This window comes from Nostoc sp. NMS8 (genome assembly GCF_017115045.1).
Lineage (GTDB): Bacteria > Cyanobacteriota > Cyanobacteriia > Cyanobacteriales > Nostocaceae > Nostoc.
On sequence record NZ_JABXKK010000069.1, the window covers coordinates 1 to 15,366 of the forward strand.

At 42.5% G+C, this 15,366-nt stretch carries 12 protein-coding genes; 2 read left to right on the top strand and 10 right to left on the bottom strand.

Translation table 11 applies throughout. The features are described 5' to 3' along the window. Nucleotides 1–327 precede the first annotated feature (327 nt). The 9 genes from HWQ39_RS14080 to prfC all read right to left on the bottom strand — a co-directional run bounded on the left by HWQ39_RS14080 (nucleotide 328) and on the right by prfC (nucleotide 12,222). Entirely contained in the window at nucleotides 328–1,932 is a 1,605-nt protein-coding gene (locus HWQ39_RS14080; RefSeq protein WP_292845710.1) for an NAD(P)H-quinone oxidoreductase subunit N, read from the bottom strand. Between the two features lie 401 nt (nucleotides 1,933–2,333). Continuing rightward, the gene (locus HWQ39_RS14085; RefSeq protein ID WP_292845713.1) at nucleotides 2,334–2,606 is read right to left on the bottom strand and encodes a hypothetical protein; all 273 of its coding nucleotides are present in this window, start codon (nucleotides 2,604–2,606) and stop codon (nucleotides 2,334–2,336) included. A gap of 78 nt (nucleotides 2,607–2,684) precedes the next feature. Beyond that, nucleotides 2,685–3,743: a WD40 repeat domain-containing protein gene (locus HWQ39_RS14090; RefSeq protein ID WP_292845716.1), complete on the bottom strand. Its 1,059-nt coding sequence runs from the start codon at nucleotides 3,741–3,743 to the stop codon at nucleotides 2,685–2,687. 71 nt (nucleotides 3,744–3,814) lie between these two features. After that, on the bottom strand, nucleotides 3,815–4,786 hold the full coding sequence (locus HWQ39_RS14095) for a GTP-binding protein (protein ID WP_292845719.1): 972 nt from the start codon (nucleotides 4,784–4,786) through the stop codon (nucleotides 3,815–3,817). A 190-nt stretch (nucleotides 4,787–4,976) separates the two neighbouring features. Continuing rightward, nucleotides 4,977–5,882 (bottom strand): alpha/beta hydrolase, encoded by a 906-nt coding sequence (locus HWQ39_RS14100; RefSeq protein ID WP_292845722.1) that lies wholly within the window; start codon nucleotides 5,880–5,882, stop codon nucleotides 4,977–4,979. Nucleotides 5,883–5,962: 80 nt separating this feature from the next. Continuing rightward, nucleotides 5,963–6,403 (bottom strand): SufE family protein, encoded by a 441-nt coding sequence (locus HWQ39_RS14105; RefSeq protein WP_292845725.1) that lies wholly within the window; start codon nucleotides 6,401–6,403, stop codon nucleotides 5,963–5,965. A gap of 519 nt (nucleotides 6,404–6,922) precedes the next feature. Beyond that, nucleotides 6,923–7,429, bottom strand: coding sequence for an RNA-binding protein (locus HWQ39_RS14110; RefSeq protein WP_179065953.1), 507 nt, complete (start codon nucleotides 7,427–7,429; stop codon nucleotides 6,923–6,925). 662 nt (nucleotides 7,430–8,091) lie between these two features. After that, the gene (locus HWQ39_RS14115) at nucleotides 8,092–10,389 is read right to left on the bottom strand and encodes a M48 family metalloprotease (protein ID WP_292845730.1); all 2,298 of its coding nucleotides are present in this window, start codon (nucleotides 10,387–10,389) and stop codon (nucleotides 8,092–8,094) included. 204 nt (nucleotides 10,390–10,593) lie between these two features. Continuing rightward, complete coding sequence (gene prfC, locus HWQ39_RS14120) at nucleotides 10,594–12,222, bottom strand: peptide chain release factor 3 (protein ID WP_292845733.1); 1,629 nt, start codon at nucleotides 12,220–12,222, stop codon at nucleotides 10,594–10,596. Between the two features lie 124 nt (nucleotides 12,223–12,346). On the opposite strand from prfC, the gene HWQ39_RS14125 reads away from it, so the two are divergent. Both HWQ39_RS14125 and hemB read left to right on the top strand, forming a co-directional pair. Beyond that, complete coding sequence (locus tag HWQ39_RS14125; RefSeq protein ID WP_292745464.1) at nucleotides 12,347–12,706, top strand: DUF4870 domain-containing protein; 360 nt, start codon at nucleotides 12,347–12,349, stop codon at nucleotides 12,704–12,706. Nucleotides 12,707–13,036: 330 nt separating this feature from the next. Beyond that, nucleotides 13,037–14,017 (top strand): porphobilinogen synthase, encoded by a 981-nt coding sequence (gene hemB / locus HWQ39_RS14130; RefSeq protein WP_292845736.1) that lies wholly within the window; start codon nucleotides 13,037–13,039, stop codon nucleotides 14,015–14,017. Nucleotides 14,018–14,430: 413 nt separating this feature from the next. Here hemB and HWQ39_RS14135 read toward each other — a convergent pair whose 3' ends face one another. Beyond that, nucleotides 14,431–15,324 carry an alpha/beta hydrolase gene (locus HWQ39_RS14135; protein WP_292845739.1) on the bottom strand — a complete coding sequence of 298 codons (894 nt, stop codon included), beginning with the start codon at nucleotides 15,322–15,324 and terminating at the stop codon, nucleotides 14,431–14,433. Nucleotides 15,325–15,366: the final 42 nt, after the last annotated feature.

The window sequence follows — 15,366 nt, forward strand, 5'->3', positions numbered from 1 at the left end:
TGATGGCATTATCTAGACTCCATAGATGATTCTTTTTGTCAATGCGTAAGTCCTATATTTATTCATCAATCCTGAATTCTAACTATTTTAACGTGAGTTCGACGAACCTTTCCCTGCCTTGAACTTTAGTTCAAGTCTATCCCTCTCCGAGTCGGAGAAGGACAGTTTTGCGTAGTAAAACCAGGGAGAGGTTTTTTGATTGAGCAAATTGGGTAGATATTATATGAGCAATCGAATTCACGTTATTTTAAGTTGATATGAAAAACACCTGTCTGCTAATTAGCAAACAGGTGTGTCTTTGAGTAACGAAGTTTCGTTGAGACTCGGTTAAATCTTAGCAGTAGAATCAACTGATGGTTGAGACTGATTAACCGAATCTAACTTTGGCAAAAGCACTAGATTTTGTGCTTTTACATTACTGTTGATTGTTGCTTGCAAAAATGGGGTATGAGAAATGGAATTGTTCGCCAATGTAAATAGCGGATTTGACAAAATACCTGCTAAAGAAGTGGCAATTAATGTTACTACCAATCCGATCTGCAAAGGTCTTAGTCCAGGTAAATCCCAACGCACTTGGGGATAATTCTTCACCGCATCAGACATTTCATGGGGTTCTTTAACCACCATCATCTTCACTACACGAATGTAATAGTAGATGGAGACGACGGTGGTAACTAAGCCCAGCAAGACTAACCAATAAAGACCTGCTTGCCAACCAGCCCAGAATAAGTAAATCTTGCCGAAGAACCCAGCCAATGGTGGAATACCACCCAAGGAAAGCAGGGAAATACTCAACCCTAGTGTTAAGAGTGGGTCTTTTTGATATAAGCCAGAGTATTCGGTAATCTGATCGGTTCCGGTGCGTAGTGAGAACAGGATGATGCAGGTAAAGCCGCACAGGTTCATGAACAGGTAGACCAGTAGGTAAAATATCATACTGGCATAACCCGCCTGTGTACCAGCAATCAAGCCAATCATCACAAACCCAGCTTGAGCAATGGATGAATAAGCTAGCATCCGTTTCATGGTGGTTTGGGCTAGGGCGACAACATTACCCAAAATCATGCTGAGAACGGCTAGAGCGGTGAAGACAAACCTCCACTCGTCAGCAACGAGAGGGAAGGCTGTTGTTAGCAAGCGGATGGCTAGGGCAAACCCAGCCGCTTTGGAACCGACAGATAAAAAGGCGATGACTGGGGTGGGAGCGCCTTCGTAAACGTCTGGTGTCCACTGGTGGAAGGGTGCTGCGGAGATTTTGAAGCCAATACCTGCGATCGCAAAAACCAGGGCAATCACTAAACCTAAAGATTGTCCCACTTTCGCTGTGGCAATGCCATTTGCGATCGCACTTAGTTCAGTTTGTCCTCCAGATAGTCCATACAGCAGGGATACACCGTACAAAAATATTGCTGTACTGGAAGCTCCAATTAACAAGTATTTCAGCGCCGCTTCATTGGAGCGGGGGTCACGCTTAGTATAACCTGTCAACAAGTAAGAGGAGATACTCAGGGTTTCTAGGGAGATGAAAATCATCACCAACTCACTAGCCCCGGATAAAAACATTCCTCCTAAAGTAGCACTCAGCAAAATAGCGAGGAATTCGGCTAAAGCAGTGCCACTCTGCTCAACGTAGCGAATTGACATCAGTATAGTGGCGATCGCAGACAAGGCAATAATACCGCGAAAGACAATACTCAGGTCATCACTGTTAAAGCTGCCGGTAAAACCGATGGGATTAGGAGAGTCCCATTGAAAATATAGGGCGACAATCGAAGCAAATAAACCTGCGATCGCTAGATATCCAATCCAGCGCGCGGATGTACGCCCCAAAATCAAATCAACTATCAAAACCCCCAAGAGGGTGAGAATAACAATCCCCTCTGGCAAAATCGTTCCAGCGTTTAGCTGGGATGCAATATTAGCAAAATCCATGAGATGTATAGGTTTTGGCGATTAGACATTAAGGCTAACTCTGTTCACTCTAGCAAGTTTTCTAATCCCCGGACTAGCTCTTTTAACAAGAGCTTAACAGCTTGGGTGCAGATGGCGATTGCACTAACTTCACTGGCTTACCAGCAGGTTTCTCAGTATTTAGGGATTCACCTAAAAACTTTCATCTTGTTTTTTACAGCTATTTTTAGGTAATTAGACCATGCGGTAGGGGCAATTCATGTAGGCGCAAAGCGGCTTCCCGCAGGGTATTGCCCCTACTTAATCTTGATTACATAAATAATAATGCCGCAGGTGCGATCGCTATGTACAAAAAGCTCATTAATAATTAATAAGGGCACAGCATTGCTGTGCCCCTAGAATATTCATAACTCCTAACTTTATCAAAAACCGACAGATGGCAGCTTGCCTTGTAACGACTGAAATTTGGCTTGAACACAGTTTGCACAATTGCAACCAAGCTGATCAATAATCGGATGAGATGTTTGAATCAAATTTGGTGTTGCCAGATCGGGAATTTGTTGTGTAGATACTACCGTCATAATTTGGGTAGCGTATGAAGATTTCAGGCTAGATGCGTTTGCTGGATTGACTATCAGCAGCATGGATACTAGAAATGCGGGACAGGCAAGTAAAATCAGTTTGACTATGTTCATAATTTACACAAAGATAGCTTTGCTGTATCAGCATAGCTAATAAGTTGCCCAGCTTCAATTTTAATTACTAAGTATTGCTTAACTACGCCCAAATCCTTGACCCCGCAAAACCTTTGACCAAATAACTAATTCACCCTGTTCACCGCCTGCGGCCAATAACTTACCTTGGGGATGCCAAGCGAGGCTAGAAAATCCTGCTGAAACACCTGTGATAATTTGGGATACTTCTTTGGCTTTGTTCCACAAACACAACCAGCCGTCAGCCGCCGCAGAAGCGAGAAGGAAGCTTTTGGGTGCAAAGGCGATCGCATTAATCACACCCACATGATTAGTTAATACTCGCGCTTCCCAGCCTAAAGTATCATCCTCTAGCTTTTCCCACACCACAATACCTTCAACGCTAGAAGATGCCAATATTGGCGCACCCACTTTAGTCATAGCTTCCGACCATGCCAATTGGCGAATTTTACCAGGGAAGCCGCGCATCACCCAAGGATCGGGGTTGTTCCATTCTAAAACGGTGACACTGCGATCCATGTTGCCAGAAGCCAGGAATTTGCCATCGGGCGACCAAGCCATCGCGACACTGACAGTAGTCATCTCTAGGTTGTATGGTTCTTCATCCCAGTTTTGACTATGCCAAATTTTGACTCCCTTATAACCACTAATGGCTAAGTATTCGCCGTCAATGCGCCAATCTATACCCAATACTGAAGAGTTGTCGAAATTCAGTGTCACGACAATTTCACGAGTATCTGCATCCCAAACTTGGACGTAACGCCCTAAACTAAAAGCCAGTTGGTTACTGGTATAATTCCAAGCTAGCTTGTCAACCCATGCGGGGGCATTTTCTAACGTGGCGATTAATTCAGTGTCGCGCCAAATTTTTACCTGTCCATCTTGTCCACCAACGGCTAAAAATTTTCCATCTGGGGAAAAGGCGAGACAGTCTACTGATTTACCGTTACTAGTTTGTAAGCTTGTGAGTTCGCCATCATTCCACAGAACGACTTCCCCGGCAGCAGAAGTTGCTGCTAAAGTTTTACCTTGTGGCGACCAAGCGATCACAGTTACATAATCTGAAAGTGTCCCTGAATAGTGTTGTTCAAATTCCTTAGATTTGGTTGTGGAGTTCATATTTTTTACAGAAGTTAGGAGTTAAGAGTTAGGAGTGATGAGTTAAAAATTCCTAACTCCTAACTTTCTATTTACGCTAAACAAGCGAGAAAATCTTGCTTGAGTTGCGCTGCATCAAGGTTGCGACCGATGAAGACTAGTTCGTTTTTGGGGGTTTCGCTTGGTTTCCAGGGGCGATCGGGTTTGCCATCGAATATCATGTGTACTCCTTGGAATACAAATCGATTCTCTTCTCCAGCAATATTTAAAATGCCTTTCATCCGAAAGATATCTGGGCCTTGGGTACGCAGTAACTCGGAAATCCAAGCGTTTAATTTTTCTCCATCAACTGCACCCGCTTCTACTAAAGCCACAGAATAGACAGTTTCATCGTGTATGTGGGCATCTTCGCCTAAGAAATCTGGATCAATTTCTAATGCGCGTTCTAAATCAAAGGCTTTTACACCTAATAAAGCATCCATTCCTAGTTCAGAATTTTGGGTGCGGTAAATTTTTGCGATCGCATTCATCGCCCGAATCCGTTTTTCTAATTCATCCAATTCTCCCGGCGCTACCAAATCTGTTTTATTAAGTAAAATTACATCGGCAAAGGCAATCTGTTCTTGTGCTTCGTCTGCATCCCAGTGCTGCCAAATATGCTTGGCATCTACGACTGTCACCACCGCATCTAGAGACAGTTGACTTTGCAAATCTTCATCAACAAAAAATGTCTGAATCACTGGTGCAGGATCGGCTAATCCAGTTGTTTCAATTACTAAATGGTCAAATTTATCGCGCCGCTTCATCAAATTGCCAATGATGCGAATTAAATCGCCGCGTACTGTACAACAGATACAGCCATTGTTCATTTCAAATATTTCTTCATCTGCATCGATAATCAATTGATTATCAATACCCACTTCCCCAAATTCATTGACAATCACAGCAACTTTTTTGCCGTGTTCGTAGGTGAGGATGTGATTAAGTAGAGTCGTTTTACCTGCTCCCAAATAGCCAGTCAGAACAGTAACGGGAACTGAATTGTTGATTACGTCAGCCACCATACTCTAAATTCCCCTTGTCTCACCTTATGGATAATCATTATCGCCCATGATAAATCTTTTTATATTTTTGTGCGAACTTGCTATTGTTTTGGGTTTCAGCAAAATCATCACATAATTTAATCAAAAAAAAATTTTTAATTTCGCACCAAGACGCAAAATTATCTTTACGTCTTGGTGCGAGGATTTAATTTTATGAAGATAATAAAAAATTTTGAACTGCTTCTAAAACAACTGCTGGATATTCTTCATGCAGTCCCAAAGAACCGGAAATAACAACGCTTTTCACTCCTGATAAGGCTACCAAAGCGTTCATTTCTTCTCGTGATTTAGGAGGACTGGATTCCCCAATTACTACCATGAGCGGTACGGTTAAAGACTTTACAAGTTCTAAAAAATCAGATTGTTCGCGTACAGCATCGAGATTACCAGTTACAAAGGCAGCAGATGCAAATCGCGCTCCTGGTTGTTGAGTTGTTTGCCATTTTTTTTCAATGAAACTGGGTGTAATTTTAGCCACGTCAGTAAAGACATGACGGCGGTACATAAAACTTAAGAAAGATTGAGTAGTGTTGAGTTTGTAGAGAGCTTGACCAAGTATAGGCGATCGCACCAATCCTCTCACAATACCAGCTATTTGCTGACTTGCCCCCATTGTCGGCAAAGGCCCACGCCAAGTAGGAGCTAACAATACAATCTTTGAGAAAACAGCCTGTTTCACAGCTAATTGTAAAACGTAACTAGCAGCATGACCAGCCGCTACTACAGTAATGGAAGTATTAAAAACAGCTTTGACAAAATCTTCCAGAAATTGCTGATATATTTCCGGTCGATAATTCAAACTAGGGCGAGAAGATTCACCAAATCCAGGCCAGTCTATAGCTACGACTTGAAAATTGGGAGCTAGTAACTTGGCAAGTTCGCCTACTTCCAAACGCGTCGAAACACTGCTGAAAGATGGTAGTAGCAATAGCGGTGAACCTTTACCAAGAGTTTCATAAACAACGCGCAATTGCTGATTTTCCCAATTCCAGAGATATTCTTGAACTACTCCACCAAAGCCAATAGCAGCAGAGGTAGATAATGCATTGGTTGACATAAGACTAAATTTTGGTAGTTGTACGCTATTTGTCACTTGTCCTTTGCAAATGACAAATGACAAATGACTAATGACCAAGTTTAGTTAGGCAAATCTAACTTAAATTCCAATGCTTTTTTTTGCATGGTTTTAAAAATGTTGTAAAACCCATTAGCACGGGAAGGTGTCAGGCTAACGTTTAAACCTGTTTCTTGAATAAAATCTGGGGTAAGTTGGACAATCTCAGTTGGCGTTAGTCCCTGCAATCCTTCAACCAGAAGCCCTACTAATCCTTTAGTTAACTGGGAATCGGAATCGCCCTGAAATATAACCTTACCGTCATCCAACCCTGCGGTGATATAAACTTGAGACACGCAACCAGGAACTTTATTTTCGGGTAACTTATCGGCTTCTGGGAACTCATTGAGCTTCTGAGCATACCAGATTAGTTGTTCGTAGCGCCGCTTCGGTTCAGAAGCGCGTTGAAAGCGCTGGACAATTTTAGCTAGCGCAGGTGGCAAAGAATCTAGAGTTGAGGACATAACAGAAGCAGCAAACGATCGGTATCACTTTGAGTTTAAATTATCTTTAGAGCGATGCCTACGGCGGGCTGCGCCTATGCGCTTCCGGTTCACGTCGCCATATCAGCTAGCTATAACAAATATTATTGATTATAACTTGTCAAATTCAGAGAATTACTGCGTAGGCGCAGCCCGCCGTAGGCATCGCATTCACATCGTTCAGATTTTTTAAGGCATCTAATGATAAAAACTTAATTTTTTTATCAGCAAGCTTACAAAAACTATATTTGCATCAATATATACTTTTTTATTACGTAAGTATGATAATTGAGTGAAATTTATATATCGTTTGATTTGATTGAGATTTTGAACGCTCCTAGCTCTAAGGTACGCCTCAGTGTGACTAGTGTAGATGCAATTCGGAATTATAAAATTAGCTGCAAGTAGATTTCACTAAGCAGCTAGATAATAATCGACAATTAAAAATTAAAAATCAAAAAAAATTCTGATTTTTAATTTTTAACTTCTCTCCCTGACAGATTAATTCGTAGTTTGTGCAGCTAGCATCTGCTTCAGCTTTTCTAATTCCGAAGCCCAACGAGGATCTGGACGAATAGCGTCTGAATCGGTAGTTGTGGTACTGCTTTCACGAGAACCGCCGCCACCGCCGCCACGACGAGGCTTCTTAGAACTTTTCTCACGGCGGCTACCTTCTCTGCTGGGGCTAGGAGTCGGGGTACTACTACTAGCAAGAGTAACTGGTTTAGGAGCTTGCTCCTCGCCCTCTTCACCCTTTGTCCGAGGTAATGCCTTCTCTAGCTTAATGGGAGTGTCTTTGAATAGCTGACCATTATATTTTTCAATGATTTCGTCAGCTTGTTCGTCATTGTTGACTGTCAGAAAACCGAAACCACGGCATTTGCCAGTTTTGCGGTCTTTAATTAATTTAGTAGTTACAGCATCACCTTCTGCTGCAAAAACTGCTTGCAGATCTTGACGATCTATTTCATCTTTAGGCAGATTACCTATATATAGGCGAACGGACATGAACTATACCTCCAGAGTTAAATCAACATGGCAAGGCGAGAAAACAATCACTTGGCTTAGGCTTTTAACTTTTAAATAGATGCTATTGACCAAGACTGCCATAAACCCATTTTTTTGCTCGAAACTGTCAACCTATACAACAATACAGTTTTTCGTCGGGATCAAGCTTGTTTAATTAAAAGGCTCACATTATGATGAGCTAATAACACCTTAATTCTAAGAATTGTAAATTTAATAGCCTAGTGCCTGCTAAAGTACACGCTTTCTTTCATGCTCTTTTTCGCAGAATCAAATACCATTCCCTACATTACCACGGTATTTTCTACGTAGCTAGTTTAGCGCATATATTTCCGGCATTACTATTACTGCATCGTAACATGAAACACATTTTTTTATTCAAGAGAGCATATTTTGAGACAAAAACCAGCCATTGGCTGGTTAATTTTCTGCTGTGTTGGGAGGATAAAAGGTATGAAGCAGGCGAAAAAGCATCCGAATTAATAACTAGGCAGTAGTGCTGAGTTATATCGGCTGCTATTGTTTGTGTGAATAAATGTAACACTTGTAAAGAAAACCTGCAACTTTTGTTTACATTCTGATTTGTCCTTTGTCATTTGGAGTTAAATAACTCTTAACTCCTCACTCCTTACTCAGCACTATCTTTAACCAGTAAGAAAAACGTATGCGCCCCAAGCCTGTGCTGCAACTGCTAAAAAAGTAGACCAAATGGGATGAGGGCTATGAATGGTTTTGCCACTTTGAGTTTGTAGGGTTTGGATATCAATCCAAGGTGTTGCTCCTCGCCGAAACCAACCTGTGACGATAATTTGCCTACCAATTAGATCCTGGTGATTGACTGACTGTCCTAGCCAAGAAATGTGGTGTAATTTCACCAAACCCGCGCTGGATTGGAAGATTAAATCTTGCGCTAGGGAGTTACTAGTGCCTTGACGACCTAATAATTTGCCCACCAGACGCACGCTGATGCTGTCAATGGGTAAGGCAGAAGGGTCAGATAACAGGTTGGGTAAGCTGTCATCAGTTTGCACAGTGGCAGGTTTGATATCCGGGAAGAAAGAATTAATCCGCACTAATGTACCGATGCTAAAGCCAATCAAAAGGCAGCCTGTAATGAAAGACCAATCTTCATAGATCCACTTTAGATTTAAAAACTTGAGTGCAAATGCTAGTTGCCAAGTTAGCCAGACTAAAGCTGCAAACGAAACCCCTAGAGGAATTCCCAACCAAGGAGCGATTTGTAATAAGAAAGACTGTCGCTTAACCTTTGATGGTTCATTAGCAAAATGTAGTTCGGTGTCTAGATGCCAGTGACGGGCTATTTGGCAGAGGCGTTCGATGCGATCGCCCATTAAAGGGTGGCTATTATTAATCGTAAACCATTGGCGATAGGGATTGGCAGTATCCCACTTCAAAAATGATTCAAAAGATAAATTGCTGGCAATAGTGCCCAAAGATAAACTCTGCTGGTGGCTAACTGGTGTCAGGAGATTTAAGCTTTCTAGTTGCCAACTTGTCTCTTCTTCTTTTTGGATGTCAGCGGCAACGCCAATGGCAATTTTAAGTAAAGCGCGAATTAGGGCATTGGGATTACCAGTAATTTCAGCAGCAACGCGATCGCTATAATAAAGCCGCAACCGCGACAACCACAATGCAGTTCCAGTCAGCAAACACCAAACTCCATAAATTAAAGTTGCCAGAATTGCCACCGGCCAGCGCCAAATTTTTGCTGATATTCTGTCGCCTAACTCCGACACTTGCTGATATAGCTTATGAATTGGTAGTGTCACCAGCAGCAACAAAGACATTACAGCAAAATCCCAGTGAGCAATATGCCCTAGTTGTGTGGCGTAAATAATGGCGATTTCATCATCTGCTAGTTGTTCTAATAGTCCTTGACTCACAACAATCCTGGCATTACGTGGTAAACTACCATAAGTCAGGATAATTGGTGCAGCCGTTGGTAAAATCCGCAGTTTGGGTAACGGCCAGTGGCGCTGTTGGCAACAACGTTGTAGCACCCGAACGGCTTCACGGCTATGAGCATTCAATACATCTTTAGAGAATTCTCGCTGACCATACAAGTTCGCCAATAGCAGATCCAGCAACCAAGGTGATACTCCGATCAAAATCACCAATACTATTAGCAACAACTTAGTAGGGTCGTGATATAAAAGCTGCAACGGCTCCAGATAAGGAAGTTTGACTAAAGTCTGGTTGATAAATCCCATTGCTAACTTGAGCATTTCCCGCATCACCCAAAACAAGGCAATGAATGTTCCTGCTGACAGTAACCGCAAAGGAATTAATTTCGGTTTACGTAGTGGTTGCCATGCTCTGGCGCGTTGTGCTTGTCGCCAATAAATAACGCCGAATAGTTTGGCTTGAGTGCGGGTTACAGAACCCATGAAGCCGTTTAGGGGTGTAGCCAGTGGGGGTGGGGGTGGTGGTGTCGCCACTGTAGCTTTGAGTTTAGGTAGTGGCACCATCGACGGGGTTTCGTTGCTCTTGGTTTCGATTATTCGATCGTCTGGCTTTTCCTCTAATGTAGGAGTTTCTGGGGGAGTAACAGGGGTTGAATCTGGGATTGAATCTGGGGCTGAATCTGGATTTGAATTCTCAAAGGCAACAAATCCAGTTTCGACATTTGTTGATTCTTGCTCAGTTTTTTTACGTTTTGTCAGGTGTTCGAGAGCGCGTGTTGCCCACTCTTGAACTTGTGGGTTGTTACTCTCAATGAGATTTTGGGAAATAGCGATCGCTTTGGGAACTTCGCCAGTGCGAGCAAAAGCCATCACTAAACCAACCTGGGCTTGTAGACTAGCAGTACCATTACTCTGGCTGCTAGCAATAGGTTCTAGTTGAGCGATCGCTGTTTGGTAATTTCCCTGCTTGAGGGCAACTAAACCAGCCTCCAAAGACGGTTTGGCATGTGAAGGCATACAAATTCTGGCACTCCAATCTCTTCTAAATGATCCACGTTTGTGCAAAAGCGCGAACCTCGGATGCCGTGGAAATCAACCGCGCTCAAGTTTTGCTTGTCAAGTGAACGATCAAGATTGAATTCAGGAGTCAGTCGCCAGAATTCAGTTGAATATTTTGTGAAAATAATTCTGAATTCTGAATTCTGAATTCTGTATTCTTCTTTATTCCTCCACTGCTTGTTGACTAGAAAATACTGGAGCGATCGCGCTTAATTTTAACTCTGGATGGTCGCCTAATAACTGTTGACAATTCCATTCATTGCGGAATAGTAACACTGGGCGTCCCATACTATCTTTAACAGTAGTGGTATTGAAAATCCGTCCCACTTTTTCTAATGCTTCCCAACCACCCTCAACCCAACGGGCGACACTATAGGGTAATACCTCTAATATGGTTTCTACACCATACTCATTTTGTAAGCGAAACTGCACCACCTCGAATTGCAACTGACCCACCGCCGCCAAAATTGGATCGCGCTTGGCTTCATCAATTGAATACATAATTTGCACAGCACCTTCTTCGCGCAATTCCGCAACGCCTTTTTGGAATTGTTTAGACTTCGAGGGGTTGGGATTCCTCAGAGAAGCGAACAGTTCCGGCGAAAAATACGGAATCCCTTCATATTCGAGCTTTTGTCCCGTGTAAATTGTATCCCCGATCGCAAAAACACCGGGATTGTTCAAACCGATCACATCGCCAGGATAAGCCACATCAATCGATTCTCGCTCTTGAGCAAAGAGTTTTTGCGGGCGAGACAGACGGATGAGTTTACCAATGCGGGCATGATTCACCATCATATCTTTTTCAAACTTACCAGTGCAAACCCGGATAAATGCGACGCGATCGCGGTGTTTCGGGTCCATATTTGCTTGCAGTTTGAAGACAAACCCCGAAAATTCCGGGTATGTAGGAGCAACTTCGCCAACACTGCTGATATGAGAGCCGGGTTTGAGGGCATAGTCGAGGAAATACTTGAGGAATAACTCTACGCCAAAGTTAGTCATGGCGCTACCAAAGAACACAGGAGTCATTTTGCCTTCGTGTACCAACTGTAAATCTAACTCTGGCCCAACTCCATCTAACAGTTCCAGATCATTTTTTAGTTGGTAGTACAGACTTTGTTCTAGCTGCTCTTCTATTCTTGGATCAGTTAGTTCCACTATCGTATCACGGGCTTCTCGGCTGCCGTGGGCACTGCGTTCAAAGAGGTGAATTTGTTGCTTGTGCCGATCAAAAACACCTTTAAAGCGATCGCCCATCCCAATCGGCCAGTTGACTGCATAGGTTTGCAATCCCAATTCTTGCTCAATTTCATCCAACAATTCCAGAGGTTCTCTGCCTGGGCGATCGAGCTTGTTGATAAATGTAAAAATCGGGATACCCCGTAATTTACACACTTCAAACAACTTACGGGTTTGGGGTTCCAAACCTTTTGCTGCATCAATCAACATCACGGCATTATCAGCGGCGGCGAGGGTGCGATAAGTATCTTCACTAAAGTCTTGGTGTCCCGGTGTGTCTAATAAATTTATCTGACAATTCCGGTATTCAAATTGCAACACTGTGGAGGTAATGGAAATACCCCGTTGTTGTTCCATCGCCATCCAGTCAGATGTAGCTTTGCGCTGTGCCCGTCGGGCTTTGACTGCCCCAGCTTCGTGAATTGCACCTCCGTACAGGAGTAGTTTTTCTGTTAGTGTAGTTTTACCTGCATCGGGGTGAGATATAATCGCAAAATTGCGGCGAAGTTCAACTGCTTGAATAAGTTCAGACTGAAGTTCTGTAGACATAAATGTATTTGTTTGTTAGCTAGCTTAATTTTTTTTGACTCTGGTAAGTCTTTTAATCTTAAGACAACGATGCTCGTGATAGGGTCGTAGTGGAATCAACAATCTGACTAAATAGGAGAAAAGAATGTACGACACAGACAAGCGAAAGCTTTTATCTGCCTTGTCTCATGGAGCGATTTTTTTTAGTACAACGGTGATATCTGTAGGTATACCTATTGCCATACTGCTTGTATCTGATGATCCTGTTGTTAAAGAAAACGCCAGAGAATCCATCAATTTCCACTTTAATGTCTGGCTTTACGGAGGAATTCTGGGAGCGCTATTTTTTCTATTCGGTTGGTTAGTGTTACCACTATTATTGTTGGGGCCGCTAGCCGGTCTGGGATATCTATTGCACTGGGGATTAACAATTTGGGCGCTCATCGGAGTTTTCAGCAATCCTGATATACCCTTCCGTTATCCTTATATTTTCCGGGTTTTTTAACACAAATCTATCATTGGGAATGGGGCATTGGTAATTGTCAGTTATTTTTGATTAAGCTGTTGTGCCTTGAATTTGCACACACCCAATTGCCACAATTTTTGCTAACAGACAGTTTTACGATTTTAAATTGCTTCATGATGTTTTTTTTCCAGTCCGTCAGATAAGTGCAACCAAGCTGTAGAATACAAAATTGCCCTACAACTTGATTAAGAGTAGGGCAAAGGACAGTTAAGCACTGTTTGTAGTCTGTCTGACGGCAGGAAAATTTTAGCCTGCTTTTGTGACGCTTTGTTTTGTGTCCATTTGCGTTGTTTTTCTTCATAAAATTTTATGTTTCCTACACATCGCCCCCGTCGTCTGCGTACTCATCCCCAACTGCGCCGGATGGTTCGTGAAACTGTTTTAACAACAAGCGATTTAATCTACCCATTATTTGCTGTACCAGGTGAAGGAATCGCTAATGAGGTGAAATCCATGCCCGGTGTCTACCAACTTTCGGTAGATAAAATTGTTGAAGAAGCAAAAGAAGTTTATGACTTAGGAATTCCTTCGATTATTTTATTTGGGATTCCGGCTGATAAAGATGTGGATGCTACTGGTGCTTGGCATGATTGCGGTATCGTCCAAAAAGCAGCGACGGCAGTAAAAGCAGCAGTGCCAGATTTGGTTGTAATTGCTGATACTTGTTTATGTGAATATACAAGCCACGGTCATTGTGGTTATTTACAAGTTGGTGATTTAACAGGACGAGTTTTAAATGACCCAACTCTGGAATTATTGAAGAAAACAGCAGTTTCTCAAGCAAAAGCTGGTGCCGATATCATCGCGCCTTCTGGGATGATGGATGGGTTTGTGCAAGCAATTCGTCAGGGTTTGGATGAAGCAGGATTTCAAGACACGCCGATTTTGTCTTATGCTGCGAAGTATGCTTCGGGTTATTATGGCCCGTTTCGGGATGCAGCAGACTCAACACCGCAATTTGGGGACAGAAGAACTTACCAAATGGACCCAGGTAACTCCCGCGAAGCAATTAAAGAGATTGAATTGGATATCGCTGAAGGTGCTGATATGCTGATGGTCAAGCCAGCCTTGGCATATATGGATATTATTTGGCGGGTGAAGGAAGCGAGTAACTTACCAGTTGCAGCCTACAATGTTTCTGGTGAGTATGCGATGGTGAAAGCTGCGGCGCTCAATGGTTGGATTGATGAAGAGCGAGTGGTTATGGAAACTTTAACTGGTTTTAAACGGGCTGGCGCAGATTTGATTTTGACTTATCATGCCAAAGATGCGGCGCGATGGTTAAAGTAGGCTGGGCAATTGAGTGAGAGTTTAAGAAATCTCACTCAATTGCGCCAAGATACAGAATTGTATTTTGGTGTTTGGGCGTGAGATTTTTGGATTTTAGTTATTGCGATGCCTGGGTTGGGCTATGCCTACGCAAGTTCAATAATTAAAGTTTAATTAACTTCAAATACAGCATTTCCGGCTGTCATGAGGTACAGTAGCAGCAATTAGCAAACCAGTTTCTTAAATGTTGAGGATTTATTAAGTCGAGTGCATCTGAGATTAGTTTATAGCGGTTTTCGTTTGGATGCAATACAGTTTTACCTCTCTCCTTTTAAGAGAGAGGTTTGAATCTTACTCCCCTTCCCTAATATTGCAGTTCCAGAATGCGATCGAGATAATCTTAATGCTGCACTGACCCAAATAGAAGCCACAATTCAAACCGAACCACAAAAGTTTAAAATATGCTGTGCGGTGATTTGTGGTTGTTCCAGGTGTGGGAGATGACCGCAATCTTGAATCCAAGTGAGAATACTGTGTGGAATTGCCTTTTGAAACGTTGTGGCATCCTTAGTACCCAAAATTTTATCAGAATCGCCCCACAAAATTAGCGTTTGTTGCATAATTTGTGATAATATATCAAGTCTAAAAGCACTATAACCACCACTTTTAGTGAAAGCAATCAAAGCTTGATTCCAACTCGGACTTTGTAGGTGTAATGTACTACAACACAGCGCATCGACAGAGGCGAGACTTTGATTTTTATATCCAATGCGGGAAACGCGATCGCGTACTTTCAAATTACTCAAAAACTGAGTTGCGAAATAATCCAACGGGGGAAACATTAATTTACTCAATGGCGAACCACCCGCTAACCCTGCACTATCAATTAACACTAGCTTTTTTACTACTTCCGGGTATGTCAGCGTAAAATCAATCGCTGTCGCACCTCCCATCGAAGCACCTACTAAAATTACAGGTTGGTTAATTAGGCTTTTCCAGAAATAATAAAGATGGGTTTTAATTGCAGTTGGGCTATAGGCAATTCCTGAGAGTCTATCTGTAAACCCAAAACCCAACAGATCCACTGCCCACGTTTCATTATCTTCAGAAAGTAGTGGCAAAAGCCGTCGAAATTCCAATACAGAACTGTCAAAACCGTGAATTAATAAAATTGGAGTTCCATCACACCTTTGGTTGACAAATGTTGTAGTAACTGGTTGATTAGTTAAAGGAGTAGCGATCGCAGTGGTTTGAATACTCCGAGCTAGTGCGATCGAAGTAGGTTCTGTTAGTTGCTTGACTGCTGTAGGCAGAAAATTCGGAAACATAAATTTCAGTTTATCGTATTAGCTTACTTCCAGATATAGGTG